General features: G+C 55.7%; 17 protein-coding genes. 8 read left to right on the forward strand and 9 right to left on the reverse strand.

Going from position 1 to position 21,299, the window contains the following annotated elements; translation table 11 throughout:
• Positions 1 to 149 precede the first annotated feature (149 nt).
• The 5 genes from adk to lpxK form a co-directional block, all read right to left on the reverse strand.
• The gene (gene adk, locus BDE01S_RS01845) at positions 150 to 797 is read right to left on the reverse strand and encodes an adenylate kinase (protein WP_066076551.1); all 648 of its coding nucleotides are present in this window, start codon (positions 795 to 797) and stop codon (positions 150 to 152) included.
• A 149-nt stretch (positions 798 to 946) separates the two neighbouring features.
• On the reverse strand, positions 947 to 1,705 hold the full coding sequence (gene kdsB / locus BDE01S_RS01850; RefSeq protein WP_066076554.1) for a 3-deoxy-manno-octulosonate cytidylyltransferase: 759 nt from the start codon (positions 1,703 to 1,705) through the stop codon (positions 947 to 949).
• Positions 1,702 to 1,884 (reverse strand): Trm112 family protein, encoded by a 183-nt coding sequence (locus BDE01S_RS01855; RefSeq protein WP_066076556.1) that lies wholly within the window; start codon positions 1,882 to 1,884, stop codon positions 1,702 to 1,704. The genes kdsB and BDE01S_RS01855 overlap by 4 nt, the downstream gene beginning before the upstream one ends.
• A 10-nt stretch (positions 1,885 to 1,894) precedes the next feature.
• Complete coding sequence (locus BDE01S_RS01860) at positions 1,895 to 2,455, reverse strand: DUF2059 domain-containing protein (protein ID WP_066076559.1); 561 nt, start codon at positions 2,453 to 2,455, stop codon at positions 1,895 to 1,897.
• 52 nt (positions 2,456 to 2,507) lie between these two features.
• On the reverse strand, positions 2,508 to 3,524 hold the full coding sequence (gene lpxK, locus BDE01S_RS01865) for a tetraacyldisaccharide 4'-kinase (RefSeq protein ID WP_066076562.1): 1,017 nt from the start codon (positions 3,522 to 3,524) through the stop codon (positions 2,508 to 2,510).
• 413 nt (positions 3,525 to 3,937) lie between these two features.
• Here lpxK and xseA point away from each other — a divergent pair, with 413 nt between their 5' ends.
• The 5 genes from xseA to argS all read left to right on the forward strand — a co-directional run bounded on the left by xseA (position 3,938) and on the right by argS (position 10,720).
• On the forward strand, positions 3,938 to 5,293 hold the full coding sequence (gene xseA / locus BDE01S_RS01870) for an exodeoxyribonuclease VII large subunit (protein ID WP_066076565.1): 1,356 nt from the start codon (positions 3,938 to 3,940) through the stop codon (positions 5,291 to 5,293).
• Positions 5,294 to 5,402: 109 nt separating this feature from the next.
• A complete protein-coding gene (locus BDE01S_RS01875) occupies positions 5,403 to 6,068 on the forward strand; it encodes a DUF7691 family protein (RefSeq protein ID WP_066076568.1) in 666 nt (221 codons plus the stop codon).
• 10 nt (positions 6,069 to 6,078) lie between these two features.
• Entirely contained in the window at positions 6,079 to 6,873 is a 795-nt protein-coding gene (locus BDE01S_RS01880) for an RsiV family protein (RefSeq protein ID WP_066076571.1), read from the forward strand.
• A gap of 145 nt (positions 6,874 to 7,018) precedes the next feature.
• The gene (mnmC1, locus tag BDE01S_RS01885) at positions 7,019 to 8,686 is read left to right on the forward strand and encodes an FAD-dependent 5-carboxymethylaminomethyl-2-thiouridine(34) oxidoreductase MnmC1 (protein WP_245934300.1); all 1,668 of its coding nucleotides are present in this window, start codon (positions 7,019 to 7,021) and stop codon (positions 8,684 to 8,686) included.
• Between the two features lie 120 nt (positions 8,687 to 8,806).
• Positions 8,807 to 10,720 (forward strand): arginine--tRNA ligase, encoded by a 1,914-nt coding sequence (gene argS / locus BDE01S_RS01890; protein WP_066076577.1) that lies wholly within the window; start codon positions 8,807 to 8,809, stop codon positions 10,718 to 10,720.
• Positions 10,721 to 10,793: 73 nt separating this feature from the next.
• Here argS and BDE01S_RS01895 read toward each other — a convergent pair whose 3' ends face one another.
• The 4 genes from BDE01S_RS01895 to garL form a co-directional block, all read right to left on the reverse strand.
• Positions 10,794 to 11,954: a sugar diacid recognition domain-containing protein gene (locus tag BDE01S_RS01895; RefSeq protein WP_066076580.1), complete on the reverse strand. Its 1,161-nt coding sequence runs from the start codon at positions 11,952 to 11,954 to the stop codon at positions 10,794 to 10,796.
• A gap of 16 nt (positions 11,955 to 11,970) precedes the next feature.
• Positions 11,971 to 13,113: a glycerate kinase gene (locus tag BDE01S_RS01900; RefSeq protein ID WP_066076582.1), complete on the reverse strand. Its 1,143-nt coding sequence runs from the start codon at positions 13,111 to 13,113 to the stop codon at positions 11,971 to 11,973.
• A gap of 122 nt (positions 13,114 to 13,235) precedes the next feature.
• The gene (gene garR / locus BDE01S_RS01905) at positions 13,236 to 14,198 is read right to left on the reverse strand and encodes a 2-hydroxy-3-oxopropionate reductase (RefSeq protein ID WP_338065841.1); all 963 of its coding nucleotides are present in this window, start codon (positions 14,196 to 14,198) and stop codon (positions 13,236 to 13,238) included.
• Between the two features lie 72 nt (positions 14,199 to 14,270).
• Positions 14,271 to 15,038: a 2-dehydro-3-deoxyglucarate aldolase gene (garL, locus tag BDE01S_RS01910; RefSeq protein ID WP_066076587.1), complete on the reverse strand. Its 768-nt coding sequence runs from the start codon at positions 15,036 to 15,038 to the stop codon at positions 14,271 to 14,273.
• A gap of 341 nt (positions 15,039 to 15,379) precedes the next feature.
• Here garL and gudD point away from each other — a divergent pair, with 341 nt between their 5' ends.
• The 3 genes from gudD to acnB all read left to right on the forward strand — a co-directional run bounded on the left by gudD (position 15,380) and on the right by acnB (position 21,128).
• On the forward strand, positions 15,380 to 16,708 hold the full coding sequence (gudD, locus tag BDE01S_RS01915) for a glucarate dehydratase (RefSeq protein WP_066076589.1): 1,329 nt from the start codon (positions 15,380 to 15,382) through the stop codon (positions 16,706 to 16,708).
• A 104-nt stretch (positions 16,709 to 16,812) separates the two neighbouring features.
• Positions 16,813 to 18,198: a GntP family permease gene (locus BDE01S_RS01920; protein WP_066076592.1), complete on the forward strand. Its 1,386-nt coding sequence runs from the start codon at positions 16,813 to 16,815 to the stop codon at positions 18,196 to 18,198.
• A gap of 344 nt (positions 18,199 to 18,542) precedes the next feature.
• Positions 18,543 to 21,128 (forward strand): bifunctional aconitate hydratase 2/2-methylisocitrate dehydratase, encoded by a 2,586-nt coding sequence (gene acnB, locus BDE01S_RS01925; protein ID WP_066076595.1) that lies wholly within the window; start codon positions 18,543 to 18,545, stop codon positions 21,126 to 21,128.
• Positions 21,129 to 21,299: the final 171 nt, after the last annotated feature.

A 21,299-nucleotide genomic window follows, 5' to 3' on the forward strand; every position in this document is an offset into this window, starting at 1 on the left:
CAAGGCAGCGAAGCCGCAGACAGTACGGCAAGGCGAAGCAACGCTGTACCATTCTGTGTTATTCGACTATATACAAAAAAAGCCGTCTGAAAACCGGATATCCGGTTTTCAGACGGCTTTTGGTTTTATCGGGTGATACCCTCAGGCTGTTATTTGCCCAATGCGCCCAACACTTCCGCCTTTACAGCCTCAACGGCCTGCGTGCCGTCCACCTTGATGTATTTCGGCGCGTGTTCGCCTTCCAGTTTGCTGTAAAAACCGATTAACACAGCGGTTTGGTCGTGATAGACGGCCAAGCGTTTTTTCACGGTTTCTTCTTTGTCGTCGTCGCGCTGGATCAAATCTTCACCGGTTACGTCGTCTTTGCCTGCCACTTTCGGCGGGTTGTAGGAGACATGATAGGTACGGCCGGAAGCCAAATGCACGCGGCGGCCGCTCATGCGGTCGACAATCACGCTGTCGGGTACGTCGATTTCAACCACTGCATCCAAGTCCACACCGGCTTCTACCATGGCTTCGGCTTGTGCCAGCGTGCGCGGGAAACCGTCGAATAAAAAACCGTTTTTGCAGTCGTCTTGGGCAATGCGTTCTTTGACCATGCCGATGATAATGTCGTCGCGCACCAAGCCGCCTTCGTCAATGATTTTTTTCGCTTCCAAACCCAGCGGCGTACCGGCTTTAATCGCCGCACGCAGCATGTCGCCTGTGGAGATTTGCGGTATGCCGAACGCGGCTGTGATGAATTGCGCCTGTGTGCCTTTGCCTGCGCCGGGTGCGCCTAATAGCAATACTTTCATGGGTGTTCCTTAAACGATGGGTTAGGTGTTAAAAACTTTACATTATTTATCATAATACTTTGCAGGCCGTCTGAAAAGTCTGCCGGTGGTTCAGACGGCCTGCCGCACGGAAATCCGCCCTGCCGTCCGGCACATTGCCAAAACCTGTCTCAGACGGCCTGAAACGCTTCGCGCACGCGGTCCAAATCTTCCTGCGTATCCACACCGGCGGCCGGTGCTTTACCGGTTACCTCCACCGCAATCGGAAAGCCGTGCCACAACACGCGCAGCTGCTCCAAAAATTCGGTGGTTTCCAGCGGTGACACGCTCATTTCGGCGTAGCGTTGCAAAAATCCGGCGCGGTAGGCGTAAATACCGATATGGCGCAGCGGCGCGGCTTCGGGCAGCGTTTTCTCGCCGCGCAGCATGCTGTCGCGCGGATAGGCAATCGGGGCGCGGCTGAAATAAAGCGCGTTGCGGTTTTTATCGAGTACGACTTTGACCACGTTCGGATTCATAAATTCGTCGAAATCGTGCAGCCCGTGCGCGGCGGTTGCCATCTGCACATTGTTTTCCACCAATACTTCGGCGGTGCGGTTGATTAATTCCGGCTCGATTAAAGGCTCGTCGCCCTGCACATTCACCACAATCTGATGCTGTTGCAGCTTCAAAACCGCAGCGGCTTCGGCCAAGCGGGTGCTGCCGCTTTCATGGGTGTCGGCGGTCATCACCACTTCCACGCCGTGCGCCTCGCAGGCCGTCTGAATGTCGGCATGGTCGGTCGCCACCACCACGCGCACCGCGTTGCTTTTGGCGGCCTGTTCGGCCACGCGCACCACCATCGGCTTGCCGTGGATGTCGGCCAAAGCCTTGCCCGGCAGGCGCGACGACGACAGCCGCGCCGGAATCAAAACGACAAATTCGGTCATGCGTGCAACTCCTCTTCGCTCAATTCACGCGCTTCGTTTTCCAGCATATAGGGAATGCCGTCGCGTATCGGATACGCCAGCTTGGCTTGGCGGCTCCACAACTCCTGCTTGTCCTGACGGTATTCGAGTTTGCCTTTGGTCACGGGGCAGACCAGGATGTCTAAGAATTTTTTTTCCATGTTTTGCTTTCTATTTTTTAGGTTGTGCGGCTTTGGCGCAATTATTTTTGCCGCATACGGCCTGATTAAGCTCCCGTCTCATCTGTGCGCCGTATTTTTGCAGGAATGCCTGCATTTTCGGCTGCATGATGCCGGCCGTCGGCGCCATCACGGCCTCTATGTAGCGGGGCGTTTTCGACATGGCCGACCGGCCTTCGGGGGATTGGTAAAATCTGAGCAGCGCGTCCACTTCCGCCTGCGTATAGATTTCGGCCGCGGCGCGGATGGCTGTATTGCGTATTTCATGACGCATTTCCGGCGTATTGATTTCCCTATCCATCAAGCCGAAGTATTTCTCCAGCACTTTGTTGAATTCGGCGCGGCGGTCGGCAGGGATGTCCGGCATGCTTTCCGCTGCGAGGCCGGGTACCCGCTTAAACGATTCGTCCAGTATTTTGTCAAAATCCTGAACGGCAAACAAGGCTTCCAGCGAAGCCTTGCTCGGCACGTCCGAAACCGGTGTCTGCGCGTGGAGCGGCATACTGACGGCAGCGGCAAAAACGACGGCAAGGGCGGTTTGATAAAATTTCATGATTTTCTCCTTTATACGCATATACGCAGCGGGATGACTGCCCGCCCTACTGCTACACGCTCATTTTCAGACGGCCCAACACAAAGTCCGCCAAATCAGGCTCGATTATCGCACAAATCGGCAGCACCCACACATTTTCCGTTGCCGCCGAGGACGGGAGTTTCACCGCGTCTTTTTCTGTAATGATGACCGCTTCGGCCTGCGGCAGATCGGCAGGGGAAAAATCGGCGTGGTCGGGCAGCGCGACGGTTTGCGCGGGGTTCAGCCCCATGTCGCGCAGGCTGTTGAAAAAACGCTCGGGCTTGGCGATTCCGGCCACGGCGGCCAAGCTACCGCTTTTCAGACGGCCTAAATCGGCTTTTTCGCTTTGATTGTTGAAACGGTATATCTGCCCGGCTTCAATGCGGCTGTGAAACAGATTTTCAGACGGCCTGAAATCCGCCGCCGGACGGCCGCCGCCCACCACCACCGCGTCCACGCCGTTCAGACGGCCTAAAGGCTCGCGCAGGCCGCCGTTGGGCATAAAATCCAAATCCCGCCGCCCCGTATCCGCAGCGGGAAACACCACGATTTCCATATCACGCTGCAAGGCATAATGCTGCAGGCCGTCGTCGGCGACGATCATGTCCAAATCGGGATAAGCCGCCAGCAAAGCCCGCCCTGCCTCCGCGCGGCGGCTGCCCACCGCCGTCGGCGCGGCGGTTTGGCGGTAGAGCAGCAGCGGCTCGTCGCCCGCCTGCGCCGCCGTCGATTGCGCGTCCAGCACATGAACCGTTTTATCCTTGCGCCCGTAGCCGCGGCTGATGATGCCCACTTTCACGCCGCGCCGCTGCAAACCCGACACCAGCGCCGACACCACCGGCGTTTTGCCTGCGCCGCCGGCATGGATATTGCCGACAATGACAACCGGCACGGGCAGTTTCTCACTTTTCAGACGGCCGGATAAAAAATCCTGCCGCCGCTTGGCGGCAACCAAGCCGAACAAGCAGGAAAAAGGCTTAAGCAAAAAGGTCAGCAGCGGATTGGGGTGTTGCCAATGGCGTTCGATGATTTGGTGGAGTTTGGGCATTCAGACGGCCTTTGATGCGGTTGCATGGGAAGATTATCGATAAAACCGTTTTCGTTTGCGGGGAACCGGGCTGTGCTGTAGGGCGGGGCTGCCGCCCTGCCGCTTTACCAAAGAACCGAAACAGTATGCTCTCAAACGCTTTATCTCATGCTGCGAATGAGCGGCGGGGTGGCAACCCCGCCCTACGCCGGATGACTTCCGCATTTCAGTATCAAGTGCGCGGGCAGATACCCGCCCCTTTAATTCACGTTACATCCCGTTCACACATCCCGACTATACCACCGAAAGGCACGCAGCTACAAAGGCCGTCTGAAAACCTTTATAATCCGCCCGAGCGTTTTTCAGCAATGCCGCCGCATATTTCAGACGGCATGATTTCAGCTTCCGATTATTCCTAACCCGCCGCCCATTTTATGTCCGAACTCTTCGCCCCGACCGCCCTTTCCGTTTCCGAACTCAACGCGCTTGCCAAAAACCTGCTGGAAGACCATCTCTCCGGCTTATGGATTGCGGGCGAAGTGTCCAATCTTACCCGCGCCGCCAGCGGGCATTATTATTTCTCGCTCAAAGACAGCCGCGCCCAGGTGCGCTGCGCCATGTTCAAGGGCACGGCCGCGCGTTTGGCCGCGCCGCTGAAGGAAGGCGACCACATCGAGGTATCGGGCAGAATCAGCATTTACGAGACGCGGGGCGAGTTTCAGATTACGGTAAACGATGTGCGGCTGATGGGTTTGGGGCGGCTTTACGAGGCTTACGAACGGCTGAAGGCGACATTGCAGGCCGAAGGGGTATTCGATGCGGCGCGGAAAAAACCCTTGCCCGAACGCCCCCGCGCCATCGGCGTGGTCACGAGTTTGGCGGCGGCGGCTTTGCGCGATGTGGTGACGACGCTCAAACGGCGCGCGCCGGAAATTCCGGTATTCGTTTATCCGGCCGCTGTGCAGGGCGCGGGCAGCGGATTGCAGATTGCCCAAGCGGTTCAGACGGCCTCGGCGCGGGCGGAAGCGGATGTGCTGATTGTGTGCCGCGGCGGGGGCAGCATTGAAGATTTGTGGGCGTTTAACGAAGAACCGGTCGTGCGCGCCATCGAAGCCTGCACCATTCCCGTGGTCAGCGGGGTGGGACACGAAACGGATTTCACGCTGGCGGATTTCGCGGCAGACGTGCGCGCGCCCACGCCCACCGGCGCGGCGGAGCTTGTCAGCCCCAACCGTTTGGAAACGCTGGCCAAGCTGGCGCAGATGCAAGGCCGTCTGAAAAATGCGCTGCAGCAGCGTTATTACGATGCCAGCCAGCGCGTGGACTGGCTGGCGCGACAAATCCGCCATCCGCGCCAAAAGCTCGGCGACGAACGTGTTTATCTGGATACGCTGGCGCAAAACCTGCGTTTTGCCATGCTGCAAAACCAGCGTTTCCGCACGCAGCAGTTTGAGCGGGCGAAGCAGTCACTGCAACACGGCAGGCCGGATACCGCCTCGGCGCGGCGCGAGGTGGCGAAGTTTCAGACGGCCTTGCCGCAGGCGTTTCGGATTTTGCTGCAACAGCGCCGCCAAACGCTGGAAAAGCAGTCCGCCCTTTTGGAAGCGGTGTCGCCGCAGCATATTTTGGAACGCGGTTTTTCGGTGGTGAAAAATACGCGCGGGCAAGTCGTCCGCAGCGCGGCGGCATTGAAGCAGGGGCAGAAGCTGCATATCGTGTTTGCCGACGGCGAAACCGATGTGCGCGTCACCGGCGAGGCGGCTCAGGGGGATTTATTTGATTTGGCTTAATCGAGCGGCGCGGGGGTTTATCGTCAAAACAGGTAAAGCCGCTGTACTGCCAACGCTTTTTGCTGTTCAATAACTATATATGTAACCACTTCTCTACCGGGAGCATATCATGGGTCTTTATCTCACCGCTTACGCCGCCATCCGGCCTGACGCAATTAAGCAGGTATTCGGTTCAAAAGACGATGCCTTGTTCACGCGCCTGGCCGACGGGCTGGATTTACGCGATGTCGAAACCGACACCTTGAGCGCCGAAAATGCCCTGCGCCATATCATCTACGGCGAGGCCATGGATACGCAGCCGGAAAACGCCCATTTATACGGCTATGCCCTGCTGGAAATCTGCCAAGCGCTGGGCGAGACGCTGCCTTGCAGTTTTTCCGTCAAACTGGGCGAAGAAGCCGATGCCGCCGGCCGTATTCTTGATGGCAGCCTGCCGCAGCCTGCGGGCTGGATGGCCAAACTCAAAAGCCTGTTCAGCCCCGCCCCGCGCGCCGATATTGTCGCCATGCTGATGGGCGGCAAGCAACACGGCTTTGATATCCCCGCGATTGACGACTTTCCCGAAATCAATATCCTGCACCCTGCCGACCTGCAAACCTTATACGACACCTTAAACGCCATCAATATTGACGAAGCGCAAGTGCACAAGCTGCAAAACAGCGATAATGAACACGATGAAATATCGGGTTCGGCCTACGAACATTTGGCCGCGCTGCGCCGTAACGTGCATTTCTGCCTAGCGCGCGGATTGTCTTTAGTATTGGCCTGCCATTAAACGGAGCAACATGATGAAAACCTTACCCCTGATTGTATTCGGCCTAACCGCCTGCGGCGCATCCGCCGCGCTGCCGCCCGCCCTGGAAACCGGACAGCAGACCGTTTACGAGCAAAGCCGATGCCTGCCCGACCAATCCTGCCTTAATGTTCGCGTGACCCTGCCGCAAACCGGCTCGGCAGCGGTGGACGAAGCGGTGAAACAGGCCGCGTTTCAGTCCGACAGCGGCGCACCGCTGAGCAGCGACGCCCTCAAGCAGCAATACCGCACCCAGTTTCAGGAAACCTTCAATCAGCTGCGTGAAGACAGCCAAAACGGCCGCGAAGGCATGGAATATTATCTCTACGACGATACCGACCTGCTCTACCAGCGCGGCAATACCGCCTACTTCCGCAACTTCTCCGACAGCTACACCGGCGGCGCGCACCATAATTACAGCGCGCGCTATTGGATGGTCGATGTCGGCAGCGGCAAAGTGCTGACTTTGGACGACCTGCTGCTGCCCGGCACGCAGCCGCGACTGGACAAGCTGCTGCAAGAAGCCTACGAAGCCGACATCGGAAATAAAGCCGACTGCGGCAACCCGGCAGAATGCGCGCGTGCCGTACGCGACCACAAAGAATTTTTCGCCCTCAAAGCGCCGATGACCAATTTCATGACCGGCCCCGACGGCCTGACCTTCCATTACAGCCCCTACGAAATCGGCCCGTGGGCGGCCGGCGCAATCGAGCTGACGATATCTTGGTACGAGCTGCAAGACATCATCAAGCCGCAATACCGCTGGTTTAACACGCATTCAAAATAAGCACGACACCGCCGCACCCGGCCGTCTGAAAATACGGTTGCCCCGCAATATTCAGACGGCCTGAGCGCGGCAAAAGCAGCGGATACAGGCAGGCAGCCATGCGTTTATTCCGTCTGCGCTGATAAACCACTACCCCCGCCGCCCGATGCGGCACTTCTTTCTCCGTTTCCCCACCATGACCACCTGCCTCGCCTGGAATACCCCGCCCTCTGCCGACGCGCTGTATGCCGCCGCCTTTTCCCGCCCTGAGCCGCTGCATCTGCTGGTTTGCCTGACGGAAAACGCTATTCCCGAATTTACCGCCACGGAAGTCAATACCACGGTATTTGCTTTTCAAAACAATATCGCCATACCGCTGCCGCTTTGGCAAAGCCGTCTGAAAAACGCCCTGCAATGCCTGCAATTCAACAGCATCAACGACTTGGGCGAAATCGCGCCCGGCAAGCATCTGTGGGTTGCACCGCCCGCCGCCGCTTCACGGCTGCATGAGCATTTCGACGCGGCAGATATCCGCTGGCAAACCGCCCCCGTGCCGCAGCAGCGCATACCCGCAGACAAGCCGTGGTTTACGCCGCCGCCCGCCACCCGGCCCGAGCGCGTGCTGGTAATCGGTGCGGGTATTGCCGGCGCGGCCACCGCCCGTCTGCTGGCCGAGCAGGGCGTGCCCGTCAGCGTACTTGAAGCCGCCGAAGCCGCGCAGGGCGGGTCGGGCAACCGCCAGGGGCTGCTGTATGCCAAGATTTCGCCGCACCCCACCGAGCAAACCGAGCTGCTGCTGGCCGGCTACGGCTACACCCGCCGCCTGCTCGAGCGGCTGCTGCCGCAAGCCGAAAGCTGGGGCGCAGGCGGGGTGGTACACTTGGATTACAATGAGGCCGAGCGGCAGCGCCATCAGGCATTGGGCGCGCAAACCGGCCACCGCCATCTCTACCGCAGCGTCACGCCGCCTGAAATCCGCGCCGTCAGCGGCCTGGATTTTCCCTGCGGCGGGCTGTATTGGCCGCAAGGCGTTTGGCTGCACCCGCCCGCGCTGGTTCGCACCCTGCTCGACCACCCGCTGATTACGCTGCACGAACACGCGCCGCTGCAATACGCGGCATACGGCAACGGACGCTGGACGGCTTACACGCCGCAAGCCGAGCTGAGCGGCAGCCATATTGTGTATTGCACGGGCGCTCAAAGCCCTGCAGCCGCCGATGCCAATATCGCCGCGCTGCCCTACCGCCTGATACGCGGCCAAACCGGCGTGGCTGCGGCTTCGGCCTTTTCTCAAACGTTGCGCTGCGCCGTATCCGGCGAGGGTTACATCAGCCCGGCTTGGGCGGGGCAGCACTGCTACGGCGCGACCTTCGGCATCAACAACGCCGATAACCGCTGGCACGCCGCCGAAGAATTAGAAAACCGCGCGACCTTGCGGCGGCTGCATCCCGAGTTGGCCGCTTCACTGTTTTCAGACGGCCTCAACCCGCCCGAACGCGCCGCAGGCCACGCCGCGCTGCGTTGCGACAGCCCCGACCACCTGCCGCTGGTCGGCGCGCTCGGCGACATTGCCGCCATGCAGCAGGTATACGCCAAACTCGCCTTAGACAAAAACTACCGCATCGACACGCTCTGCCCCTATCTGCCGAATGCCTACATCAACACCGCCCACGGCACGCGCGGCCTGGCTACCGCACCGGTATGCGCCGCCGCGCTGACCGCCGAAATCCTCGGCCTACCGCAGCCGCTCTCCCGCCGCCTGCGCCGCGCCCTCGCACCCAACCGCACCGTTATCCGCGCGATTGCCCGACAGCGGCCTTTACTGCCGGAGTGAGCACGGCGTAAAAAAGCCGTCTGAAAAACGGATTTTCAAACGGCTTTTTCATGCTTTACTCTGTATCAAAAGCCCGAAATCTTTTAAAATACCGCCCTGACGAATTTTGAGAACCCCACCATGAACTTACACCAAACCGTAGCACGCGAAGCCGAAGCGGCGTTTGAGCAAGCCGGTATCGCGGGTGCGCCTGTGGTTTTACAGCCCGCCAAAAACGCCGAATTCGGCGATTTCCAAATCAACGGCGTAATGGGTGCGGCAAAGCAGGCCAAGCAGAATCCGCGCGAATTGGCGCAAAAAGTCGCCGCCGCGCTGGCAGGTAACGCCGTTATCGAATCTGCCGAAGTGGCCGGCCCCGGCTTTATCAACCTGCGCCTGAAGCCCGAATTTCTGGCGCAGCATATTCAGACGGCCTTAACCGACCCGCGCTTGGGCGTGGCGGAAACCGCCAATAAAAAAACCGTGGTCATCGACTATTCTTCGCCGAATCTGGCCAAAGAAATGCACGTCGGCCACCTGCGCTCCAGCATCATCGGCGACAGCATTTCGCGCGTGCTCGAATTCATGGGCAACCGCGTTATCCGCCAAAACCACGTCGGCGACTGGGGTACGCAGTTCGGCATGCTGGTGGCGTATCTGGTTGAGCAGCAGAAAGACGACGCGGCATTCAAATTGGCCGATTTGGAGCAGTTTTACCGCAACGCCAAAGTGCGCTTCGATGAAGACCCGGCCTTTGCCGACACCGCACGCGAATATGTGGTGAAGCTGCAAGGCGGTGATGAAACCGTATCGGCACTGTGGAAACAGTTTGTCGAAATCTCCCTCAGCCACGCCCAAGCCGTTTACGACACGCTGGGCTTGAAACTCACGCCCGAAGACGTTGCGGGCGAATCAAAATACAATGATGATTTACAAGCCGTAGTAAATAACTTGGTTAAACAAGGTATTGCTGTTGAAGATGACGGAGCAAAAGTTGTATTCCTAGATGATTTTAAAAATAAAGAGGGCGAACCCTCTGCTTTTATCGTGCAGAAGAAAGGTGGTGGTTTCTTATATGCTTCAACAGATTTAGCATGTTTACGATATCGAGTAGATAAATTAAATGCAGATCGCCTGCTTTATGTTGTAGATCACCGACAGGCTTTACACTTTCAACAATTATTTGTAACAGCTCGCAAAGCAGGATATCTACCAGCAAGAGTTGAGGCTGAATTTATTGGCTTTGGCACAATGATGGGCAAAGATGGTAAGCCTTTTAAAACAAGAAGTGGCGATACCGTTAAACTAGTTGATTTACTCGAAGAATCAAAAAGGAAAGCAGAAGCCGTAATCAAAGAAAAAAATCCAAAATGGCAATTAACAGATGAATTAGAAAAGGGTTTGGAACTAATCTCATCATTAACAAATTCAGAAAACTTAAAAAATAAACTTAAGTACAACTCTGAATCCAAAAATATTGAAATTACTCTAGAAAATAATTTCACATATCATTTACCCATTAACCAAATCGATAAAATTATTAAAGGTTCTGAAGAATATACTGATAGTGCTCTTGGTTATATCGATGAAATTTCGACTGCTGTCGGCATCGGCGCGGTCAAATACGCCGATTTGAGCAAAAACCGCACCAGCGATTATGTGTTCGATTGGGACGCGATGCTGAGCTTCGAGGGTAATACCGCCCCTTACCTGCAATACGCCTACACCCGCGTGCAGTCCGTATTCAAAAAAGCAAACGACTGGGCTCCCAACGCCCCGCTGACCCTGAGCGAGCCTCTAGAAAAACAACTGGCGTTGGAGTTGCTGAAATTCGAAGATGTTTTAAACAGCGTGGCCGATACCGCCTATCCGCACTATCTGGCGGCTTATCTGTATCAAGTGGCGACCCTGTTCTCCCGCTTCTACGAAGCCTGCCCGATTCTGAAAGCCGAAGGCCAAGCCCGCAACACCCGTTTGCAGCTGGCAAAGCTCACCGGCGATATTCTGAAGCAAGGCCTGGATTTGCTGGGCATCGACACGCTGGATGTGATGTAACCGTATCCGCCATGCAAAAAGCCGTCTGAAAATTTCATTTTCAGACGGCTTTTTTATGTCCACAGCCTGCCCATCAAGCCATATGCACCGCGATATACAGCAAAAACCGGTCGTCCGTATGGCTCAAATCCAGCTTCGTCAGCTCCGCAATCTTATTCAGCCGATATTCCAGCGTATTGCGGTATACAAACAAAGCCTTAGCCGTCGCCGCCGACTGCATATTGTTGGCAAACCACGCCAGCAGCGTTTTCACCAGCAGGCCGTTTTTATCCTCCTGCCGCAGCCTGTCGAGCGTACGCGCCAGCTCGCGCCGCTGCCAGCCGTCTTTCAGCTGGTTGAGCAACACCGGCAGCATCAGCTCCTGATAATTGTAAATCCGCGCCTCGGGCGAGCGGCTTTTGCCCACTTCCAGCGTCGTTTGCGCCGTTTGGTAAGACAACGCAATCGTATTGCCCAAGCCGCCGCCGTCGGCAAAATAATTGCCCAAAGCAATACGCACGTTCAGCGAAGTCTGCTCGTTCATGCGCGACACCAAGAGATGCACGCGCTCCATGTGGTTCTGCACGTCCCAACGCCCGAACGCATCCAGCGCCGGCTTGAGAATCACAATCTGCGTCAGCGACAAAATCGCCACCAGATTGTCCCGCTCCGGATAATTGAGCAGGTTTTGCAGATTATGCAGCTCGTTGCTGATGGCATCGATACTCAAATGCCCCGTGTCCACCTCGATAATGCATACCACGCGCGGCACCGACAAATCCACCCCGAGCCGGTGGGCCCATTCCGTCATCGCAGGCGTGATTTCCGCGCTGGAAACCAAGTTTAAAATCAGCTCCTCTTTCAAGCGCGCATCCTGCGCCAACATCTCAAACAGCCGCGCCTGCTCCAACATCATCTCCGCCGTCATGCACACCAGGCGGCCGAACTCTTTCAAATCATCGGGATTGCCGGTTAAACCGATTGCCCCGACCGTTTCCCCGTCGAAACGCAGCGGCAGGTTGATACCCGGCCGCACGCCCTGCAGATTTTTGCTCGTATCCGCGCAAATCTCCACCGTGCGCCCCTGCGAAATCGCCAGCAACGCACCGTCGTGCAGCTCACCCACACGCCCATCGTCGCCGCTGGCAATGATTTTGCCTTTCGCATCCATAATGTTGACATTGCATCCGATGATGTCCATGGTGCGTTCGACGATTTTCTGGGCGAGTTTGGCATCCAAAGCGTAAACAGGCATGGGCGTTCCTAATGGGTTAAGTTCCGGATAAATCCAGTTTCAGCAGCTTGGCGATATTGCGGGCGGCCAGCTCCAAGTTTTCAGCGGCTTCTGCGGCGGCTTCGGGAAAGGTACAGCATTTGTTCAAAATACTGAACACGGCATCAATGCCGTAATCATTCACGACTTCCACACCCTGCCCCAAGCTGCCGGCAATACCGATAACGGGAATACCGTACTTTTTGGCAATCGCGGCCACCCCGACGGGTACTTTGCCGTTGATACTCTGCCGGTCGATTCTACCTTCCCCCGTTATCACCAAATCCGCCCCCTGCATTTTAGTTTCCAAGTCCAGCAGGCGGGTAATAATGCCGATACCGCTTTGCAGGCTGCCGCCCAAAACGCCGGCAAACGCCGCGCCCAATCCGCCTGCCGCCCCCGCTCCGGGTAACTCTTTCACTTCGATACCCAAATCGCGCCGGACCATATCGGCATAATGGTTCAACGCGCTGTCCAATTGCAGCACCATCTCCGGTGTCGCACCCTTTTGCGGGCCGAAAATATGCGAAGCACCGCTCTCGCCCACCAGCGGATTGGTCACATCGCAAGCTACGTCGAAACGGCAATCTTTCAGACGGCCGTCCAAACCGCCGACATCAATCGCAGACAAGTCCGCCAATGCCCCGCCTCCGTAACGCAGATTGTTGCCGAGGCCGTCTGAAAGTCTTGCGCCCAAAGCCTGCAGCATGCCCGCACCGCCGTCATTGGTCGCACTGCCGCCCAAACCGATGATGAAATGGCGCACGCCTTCATCCAGCGCGTTTAAAATCAATTCGCCCACGCCGTAAGTCGTAGTCACCAGAGGATTGCGCTTTTCAGACGGCACCTGCTCCAATCCGCAGGCCGAAGCGATTTCGATAAAAGCGGTTTTACCGTCGCCCGACAATCCCCAAAATGCCGGTTGGGGCGTGCCCAGTGCGCCTGTCACCATACATTCGATTTTCCGGCCTCCGGTCGCTTCAATCATGGTATCGACCGTTCCCTCCCCGCCGTCGGCGACGGGCACTTTAACATACTCGGCTTCGGGAAAAACCGTTTTAAATCCCTGCTCTACCAGCTGCGCGACCTGCAAGGCAGACAGGCTTTCCTTATAAGAATCCGGTGCAATCAGAATTTTCATTTTTTCCGTTCTCTGTGGATAAAACTCAGACACAGGCCGTCTGAAACCGCCGTTTGGCCGGTTTCAGGATAAAAAAGGGGGAATATCCGTTTCATCTCCCCCCTTTTATTTGCGTGCCGAGATTAATTGGAACGCTTCACTTCGCTGTTGGTCAGCTTCTCGTAATAGCGCGCCAAAGCACTGTGGTCTTCCTGGCCGTGACCGTCGAGCTTCAGAACCTGCATCATCTCCATCACCGCAGCGGTCAGCGGCAGACTGGCACCGACGCCGTGGGAAGTATCCAAAGCATTGGCCAAGTCTTTGATATGCAAATCGATACGGAAGCCCGGCTTGAAGTTGCGGTCAAGTACCATCGGTGCTTTGGCATCCAATACGGTGCTGCCGGCCAAACCGCCGCGAATCGCTTGGTAAACCAGTTCAGGATCGACACCGGCTTTGGTTGCCAACACCAACGCCTCCGACATGGCGGCAATGTTCAGCGCCACAATCACTTGGTTGGCCAGCTTGGTCACATTGCCCGCACCGATATCGCCGGTATAAACCACCGAACCCGCCATGGCTTTCATCACATCGAAGTATTTGTCGAACACTTCTTTTTTACCGCCGACCATCACCGACAGCGTGCCGTCGATGGCTTTCGGCTCCCCGCCGCTTACCGGCGCATCGAGCATTTCCACGCCTTTCTCCGCCAGTTCTTCATAAATTTCACGGCTGGCCAAAGGCGCGATGGAGCTCATGTCGATTACGGCCAAACCTTCGCGGGCGGCTTCAATCACACCGTTTTCTCCCAAAACCACGGTTTTTACATGCGGAGAATTGGGCAGCATGGTGATGACCGCATCAACCTGCTGCGCCACTTCCTTAGGCGTAGCCGCGCTTTTCGCACCGGCCGCCACCAATTCGTCGACCGCTTCTTTTTTGGTATCCAATACCACCAACTCATGCCCTGCCTTCAGCAGGTTTTTGCTCATGGGTTTGCCCATAATGCCCAAGCCGATAAAACCGATTTTCATAACTTTCCTTTCTATACACATTTGCCCGTTTTCAGACGGCCTGGTTATGCCGTCTGAAAACACGGGAATCATTCGAATTTACTTTATCGTCATTAACACAGAACAATACAGCATTGCTGCCTTGTCTCATTCCGTGTCATCCGACTATAAAAACTTATCTGCCAAAGCCCGGCTGGCGGCGCGGAATACACCCAAATCGCTGCCGACGCCGACGAACGTTGCACCCCATTCCATATAGCGGCGGGCATCCTCTTCCGCCGGTGCCAGAATGCCGCAGGCCTTGCCGTGTTTTTTCGCAGCGGCAAAAATATCCTGAATCGCTTTTTGCACTTCTGGATGGTTCGGCTGGCCGATATAACCCAAAGCCGCCGACAAATCGCCCGGGCCGACAAATACGCAATCCACGCCTTCCACCGCAGCGATTTTTTCAACGTTTTCAACACCCAACCGGCTTTCCACCTGCACCATCACGCCGATATTCCCGTTAATCACTTCAAAGTAATCGGGTACCGTACCATAGCCGTTGTTGCGGTGCGACACCGATACGCCCCGGATTCCGTGCGGCGGATAGCGGGTCGAAGCTACAGCACGCAGCGCGTCTTCCTCCGTTTCCACATAAGGTACCAAAATATTGAAAAATCCGATATCCAACAAGCGTTTGATGACTACGGGATCGTTTTGGGGCGGGCGCACAACCGGTATGCTCGCGCTGTCTTTCAAAGCCATCAACTGCGGCAGGAAAGACAATACATCGTTCGGTGCATGCTCCCCGTCAAGCAGAATCCAGTCGAAACCGGCCAAGCCCAATACCTCCGTCGTAACCGGGCTGCCCAGCGCACTCCAACAGCCGATTAGCCGCTCACCTTCGAGCAAACGCCGACGCAAAGTATTGGGAATATATTTCTCATTCATGACACCGCTCCTTGTTTTTGGAAATTTTGTACAGTCTAATTTTTTTCAACCGATTAATCATCGTGCATTTACACAAAAAAAACCGGAAAAAGACATCAAAATATGTGCATACGCCAACTGCGTTTGTCAACTATTCCAAAAATACCATAATCCGCAACGCCCGCCATGCAAGTTCTCCAACCATTGTGCCGATGCCCAAAAAAATACCGGAAAACAGCGATTATGTTCTGGTATTTGTCTGATTATTTCGTGTATCGGTTTACCTATAATGGCTTTCAGGTAAATGTAAGTTAAAGCCGTCTGAAAGCAGTTATCGAAATTCATCAAATAAGGAGTTTTTTATGACAGCCCCCGTTATTACAGAAATGACCGTTATTCCCGTAGCCGGCCACGACAGTATGCTGCTGAACCTGAGCGGCGCACACGCCCCCTATTTCACCCGCAATATCGTGATTCTGAAAGACAACAGCGGCAATACCGGTGTCGGCGAAGTGCCGGGCGGCGAAAAAATCCGCCAAACCTTGGAAGACGCCAAGCCTCTGGTTGTCGGCAAAACCCTCGGCGAATATAAAAACGTGATGGAAAGCGTGCGCCGTACCTTTGCCGACCGCGACGCAGGCGGCCGCGGTTTGCAAACCTTTGACTTGCGCACCACCATCCACGTCGTTACCGCCATCGAAGCGGCTATGCTCGATTTGCTGGGCAAATTCCTAAACGTAACCGTGGCTTCTCTCTTGGGCGACGGACAACAGCGCGATGCGGTAGAAATGTTGGGCTACCTCTTCTTCATCGGCGACCGCAAAAAAACCGACCTGCCTTACCAAAATCAGGAAAACGATCCGTGCGATTGGTACCGCGTACGCCACGAAGCAGCCATGACGCCTGATTCCGTGGTGCGATTGGCCGAAGCCGCCTACGAAAAATACGGCTTCAACGACTTCAAACTCAAAGGCGGCGTGTTGGCAGGTATCGAAGAAGCCGAATCCATCAAAGCACTGGCCAAACGCTTCCCAGAAGCCCGCATTACCCTCGACCCCAACGGCGCATGGTCATTGGCCGAAGCCATCGAAATCGGTAAAGAACTCAAAGGCGTTTTGGCTTACGCCGAAGACCCCTGCGGCGCGGAACAAGGCTATTCCGGCCGCGAAGTGATGGCCGAGTTCCGCCGCGCCACCGGCCTGCCGACCGCCACCAATATGATTGCTACCGACTGGCGCCAAATGGGACACACCATTTCGCTGCAATCCGTCGATATCCCGCTGGCCGACCCGCATTTCTGGACCATGCAAGGCTCGGTACGCGTGGCGCAAATGTGTCACGAATGGGGCTTGACTTGGGGTTCTCACTCCAACAACCACTTCGACGTATCACTGGCGATGTTTACCCACGTTGCCGCCGCCGCGCCGGGCGACATCACCGCCATCGACACCCACTGGATTTGGCAGGAAGGCAACCAACGCCTGACCAAAGAGCCACTGCAAATCAAAGGCGGCTTGGTGGAAGTGCCGAAGAAACCGGGCTTGGGTATCGAATTGGATATGGATCAAGTCATGAAAGCCCACGAACTCTATAAAAACATGGGACTGGGCGCACGAAACGATGCCATGGCCATGCAATATCTGATTCCGGGTTGGGAATTCGATAATAAAAAACCTTGCTTGGTACGCTAAACCGCCAATCGGTTTGAAACTGCCATACCGGAAACACATGGCAGTTTCAAACCGGCATACAGCAGAGCAGTTTTCTGAAATTCGTTTTGATTAAGGAATAAAAAATGGAAACAGCAGTTAGTTCCACCCAAATGCTGATTGGTTTGGCAGTCGGGATTGTCCTCCTCCTCATACTCGCCATGAAAACGCGGATTCACGTTTTCGTTGCTTTGATTTTGTCCGCGCTGGTTACCGGCCTGATCGGCGGCCTGCCGTTTTCCGAAGTTATCGGCTCGGTCACCAAAGGCTTCGGCAGTACTTTGGGCAGCACCGGTATCATTATCGGCCTCGGCGTGATGATGGGCGCGGTGTTGGAAAAATCGGGCGCCGCCGAACAAATGGCGTTTTCCATCATCAAATGGATCGGCAAAGCCAAAGAAGAATGGGCACTCGCTATTACCGGTTGGGTCGTCGCCATTCCGGTATTCGCAGACTCCGGTTTGGTGATTCTGACGCCCTTGGCCCGCTCACTGTCGCGCATGACCGGTAAAAGCGTGGTCGGCTTGGGCTTAGCGATGGCTACAGGCCTCCAGCTTTCGCATACTTTCATTCCGCCGACACCCGGCCCGTTGGCCGTGGCCGGCATTTTGGAAGTCGATATGGGCATGATGATTCTCTGGGGCATGCTGATGACCATTCCGACTTTGATTTTGGCAACGCTCTATGCAAAATGGCTGGGTACGAAAATCTACCAAGTACCGAGTGCAGACGGCAATGGCTTTGACCGAAAAGAGTTCAAGGCGGAATACATCAAATCCATTGAAAGCCTGGAAAACATGTATAAAGAGAAAAACCTGCCAAGCGCATGGCTGTCTTTCGCGCCGATTTTGGTTCCTCTTGCATTGATTTTGGGCAATACCGTTGTTTCGTTCCTGAAATACGAAAATGAGTTTGCCAACTTCCTGAAAATGGTCGGCCACCCGATTATCGCCCTGATTATCGGCCTGCTGATTGCCATTTACACCTTGGGCCGCCGCTTCTCCAAAAAAGAACTGAGCCGCTCCATCGAAGAAGGCGTGCAATCCACCGGTATGATTCTGTTTATTACCGGCGCGGGCGGTGCTTTGGGCTACGTCGTACGCGATGCCGGTATCGGTAACGCTTTGGGCGAAACCGTACTGAACCTCGGCATTCCGGGCATTCTGATTCCGTTTGTGATTGCCGCACTGATGAGGATTTCCCTGGGTAGCGCCACCGTGGCTCTGATTACCGCCGCCACGCTGACCGCACCGCTGGTTCCGCAATTGGGACTGGATCCGACTTTGGTCGCCATGTCCACCTGTGCCGGCGCAGTATCGTTCAGCTACTTCAACGACAGCGGCTTCTGGGTATTCAACGGCCTCTACGGCTTGACCGAAGTGAAAGACCAATTTATGGCCAAAACCACCGTCTCCTTCATCGGTGCTTTCTCTGCCCTGAGCATGGTTTTGATTTTCAATGCATTCATGTAAACAACAGATTAGCTGCCGAACAGGCCGTCTGAAAATGAACACTACATGATTTGTCTGTAACCCAATCGAGCGTTGCCCGTGCATCTTCCGCCACGGCAACGCTCAATTTTTTTCGAATCTTTCAAGTGGAGCAAGCCTATGTCATTTTCAATGCCGCCAAACATCCGCATTCCCTAATCAAACACTAAAATCTTCACTACATTCGACAACAATCTATTTTCAAGCAGGCAAATTTCGTCTATGATTGGGCAGGAGGGATTGCTTGCAATTCCAAGCCGCAAATCTTGTTCGTCCGTCCGAATATTTGCACTTTCAGAAGAAAAACACCTTAAAGGAACAAAGAGATGTTAGAAGCCTATCGTAAAGCCGCCGCCGAGCGTGCTGCTCTCGGTATTCCCGCCCTTCCCTTAAACGCGCAGCAAACTGCCGATTTGATTGAGCTGCTGAAAAATCCGCCCGCAGGCGAAGGTAAATTTTTGGTTGATTTGCTGGCGCACCGCGTTCCGCCCGGCGTGGACGATGCGGCCAAAGTCAAAGCCTCTTTCTTGGCCGCCGTTGCAGAAGGCAGCGCCGCCAGTCCGCTGATTTCTCCGGAATATGCGACGGAGCTGCTCGGCACCATGCTCGGCGGCTACAACATCCACCCGCTGATTGAGCTGCTGGACGATGAAAAACTGGCGCCGATTGCAGCCAAGGGTTTGAAACACACCCTGCTGATGTTTGATTCTTTCCACGATGTTCAGGAAAAAGCCGAAAAAGGCAATGCGTTTGCCAAGGAAGTGCTGCAGTCTTGGGCGGATGCCGAATGGTTTACTTCACGCGAAGCCGTTCCTGAAAAAATTACCGTAACCGTATTCAAGGTTGACGGCGAAACCAATACCGATGATTTGTCTCCTGCGCCCGATGCTTGGTCGCGCCCCGACATTCCGTTGCACGCGCTGGCGATGCTGAAAAACCCGCGCGACGGCATTAATCCCGACAAGCCGGGCGAAGTCGGTCCGATTAAACTCTTGGAAGAGTTGAAAGCCAAAGGCCATCCGGTTGCCTACGTCGGCGATGTGGTCGGCACCGGTTCTTCGCGCAAATCCGCCACCAACTCCGTGATTTGGCATACCGGCGAAGACATTCCGTTTGTGCCGAACAAACGTTTCGGCGGCGTATGCTTGGGCGGAAAAATCGCACCGATTTTCTTCAACACCCAAGAAGACTCCGGCGCCTTGCCGATTGAAGTTGATGTATCCGCGCTGAAAATGGGCGATGTGGTCGATATTCTGCCTTATGAAGGCAAAATCGTGAAAAACGGCGAAACCGTTGCCGAATTCGCGCTGAAGTCGCAAGTATTGCTGGACGAAGTGCAAGCGGGCGGCCGTATCAATCTGATTATCGGCCGCGGCCTGACCTCTAAAGCGCGCGAAGCGCTGGGTCTGCCCGCTTCCGACAAATTCCGCCTGCCGCAAGCGCCTGCGGAAAGCAAAGCCGGTTTTACACTGGCGCAAAAAATGGTTGGCCGCGCCTGCGGTTTGCCGGAAGGCCAAGGCGTACGCCCGGGTACTTATTGCGAGCCGAAAATGACCACCGTAGGTTCGCAGGACACCACCGGTCCGATGACCCGCGACGAGTTGAAAGACTTGGCCTGCTTGGGCTTCTCCGCCGATTTGGTGATGCAGTCGTTCTGCCACACCGCAGCCTATCCGAAACCGGTGGACGTGCGTACCCACAAAGAGCTGCCTGAGTTTATCTCCACCCGCGGCGGCGTATCGCTTCGCCCTGGCGACGGCGTTATCCACTCATGGCTGAACCGTTTGCTGCTGCCCGATACCGTCGGTACCGGCGGCGACTCGCACACCCGTTTCCCGCTGGGCATTTCCTTCCCGGCAGGTTCCGGCCTGGTGGCTTTTGCCGCCGCAACCGGTGTCATGCCTTTGGATATGCCGGAATCGGTATTGGTGCGCTTCAGCGGCAAGCTGCAGCCGGGCGTAACCCTGCGCGATTTGGTGAACGCGATTCCGCTCTACGCCATCAAGCAAGGCCTGCTCACCGTAGCCAAAGCCGGTAAGAAAAATATCTTCTCCGGCCGCATTTTGGAAATCGAAGGTCTGCCCGATTTGAAAGTCGAGCAAGCATTCGAATTGTCCGATGCCTCTGCAGAACGTTCCGCCGCCGGCTGTACCGTGAAGCTGAACGAAGCACCGATTATCGAATACATGAAGTCCAATATCGTGTTGATGAAAAACATGATTGCCGACGGCTACAAAGATCCGCGCACGCTGGAGCGCCGTATCAAAGCCATGGAGGCATGGCTGGCCAATCCGCAGCTGTTGGAAGCCGATGCCGATGCCGAATACGCCGCCGTCATCGAAATCAACATGGACGACATCAAAGAGCCGATTATCGCCTGCCCGAACGACCCGGACGACGTATGCTTCATGTCTGAAAAATCCGGCACGGTAATCGACGAAGTATTCATTGGCTCATGCATGACCAATATCGGCCACTTCCGTGCCGCCTCGAAGCTGCTCGAAGGCAAAGCCGATACGCCGGTACGCCTGTGGATTGCGCCGCCGACCAAGATGGACGCCCAACAGCTGACCGAAGAAGGCCACTACGGCGTGCTCGGCCGCGCAGGAGCGCGCATGGAAATGCCGGGCTGCTCGCTGTGTATGGGTAACCAGGCGCAAGTACGCGAAGGCGCGACCGTGATGTCCACTTCCACCCGCAACTTCCCGAACCGCTTGGGTAAAAACACCAACGTGTTCTTGGGCTCTGCGGAATTGGCGGCGATTTGTTCGAAACTGGGCAAAATCCCGACCGTAGAAGAGTATCAAGCCAACATCGGTATCATCGATGAAAACGGCGACAAGATTTACCGTTACATGAACTTCAACGAAATCGATTCGTACAACGAAGTTGCCAAAACAGTCAACGTATAATCTGCCGCATACCGCATCAAGCTGCTTGATGCCGTCTGAAAACGGAATGGTTTCGCCATTCCGTTTTTTATTGCCGCTTTGGATGGCATATAGTCGTTTCAATTTAGATTGAGACAAGGCTGCAAGCCACAGACAGTCCAGACAGTACGGGTCGGCGGACTTGCTGCTTCA

It is taken from the genome of Bergeriella denitrificans NBRC 102155 (genome assembly GCF_001592185.1).
GTDB lineage: Bacteria > Pseudomonadota > Gammaproteobacteria > Burkholderiales > Neisseriaceae > Neisseria > Neisseria denitrificans.

Excerpts from the sequence above, each read along its gene's own strand:
- adk (WP_066076551.1), bottom strand. The coding sequence starts at position 797 with ATGAAAGTATTGCTATTAGGCGCACCCGGCGCAGGCAAAGGCACACAG.
- kdsB (WP_066076554.1), bottom strand. The coding sequence starts at position 1,705 with ATGACCGAATTTGTCGTTTTGATTCCGGCGCGGCTGTCGTCGTCGCGC.
- BDE01S_RS01855 (WP_066076556.1), bottom strand. The coding sequence starts at position 1,884 with ATGGAAAAAAAATTCTTAGACATCCTGGTCTGCCCCGTGACCAAAGGC.
- BDE01S_RS01860 (WP_066076559.1), bottom strand. The coding sequence starts at position 2,455 with ATGAAATTTTATCAAACCGCCCTTGCCGTCGTTTTTGCCGCTGCCGTC.
- lpxK (WP_066076562.1), bottom strand. The coding sequence starts at position 3,524 with ATGCCCAAACTCCACCAAATCATCGAACGCCATTGGCAACACCCCAAT.
- xseA (WP_066076565.1), top strand. The coding sequence starts at position 3,938 with ATGTCCGAACTCTTCGCCCCGACCGCCCTTTCCGTTTCCGAACTCAAC.
- BDE01S_RS01875 (WP_066076568.1), top strand. The coding sequence starts at position 5,403 with ATGGGTCTTTATCTCACCGCTTACGCCGCCATCCGGCCTGACGCAATT.
- BDE01S_RS01880 (WP_066076571.1), top strand. The coding sequence starts at position 6,079 with ATGATGAAAACCTTACCCCTGATTGTATTCGGCCTAACCGCCTGCGGC.
- mnmC1 (WP_245934300.1), top strand. The coding sequence starts at position 7,019 with ATGCGGCACTTCTTTCTCCGTTTCCCCACCATGACCACCTGCCTCGCC.
- argS (WP_066076577.1), top strand. The coding sequence starts at position 8,807 with ATGAACTTACACCAAACCGTAGCACGCGAAGCCGAAGCGGCGTTTGAG.
- BDE01S_RS01895 (WP_066076580.1), bottom strand. The coding sequence starts at position 11,954 with ATGCCTGTTTACGCTTTGGATGCCAAACTCGCCCAGAAAATCGTCGAA.
- BDE01S_RS01900 (WP_066076582.1), bottom strand. The coding sequence starts at position 13,113 with ATGAAAATTCTGATTGCACCGGATTCTTATAAGGAAAGCCTGTCTGCC.
- garR (WP_338065841.1), bottom strand. The coding sequence starts at position 14,198 with ATGATTCCCGTGTTTTCAGACGGCATAACCAGGCCGTCTGAAAACGGG.
- garL (WP_066076587.1), bottom strand. The coding sequence starts at position 15,038 with ATGAATGAGAAATATATTCCCAATACTTTGCGTCGGCGTTTGCTCGAA.
- gudD (WP_066076589.1), top strand. The coding sequence starts at position 15,380 with ATGACAGCCCCCGTTATTACAGAAATGACCGTTATTCCCGTAGCCGGC.
- BDE01S_RS01920 (WP_066076592.1), top strand. The coding sequence starts at position 16,813 with ATGGAAACAGCAGTTAGTTCCACCCAAATGCTGATTGGTTTGGCAGTC.
- acnB (WP_066076595.1), top strand. The coding sequence starts at position 18,543 with ATGTTAGAAGCCTATCGTAAAGCCGCCGCCGAGCGTGCTGCTCTCGGT.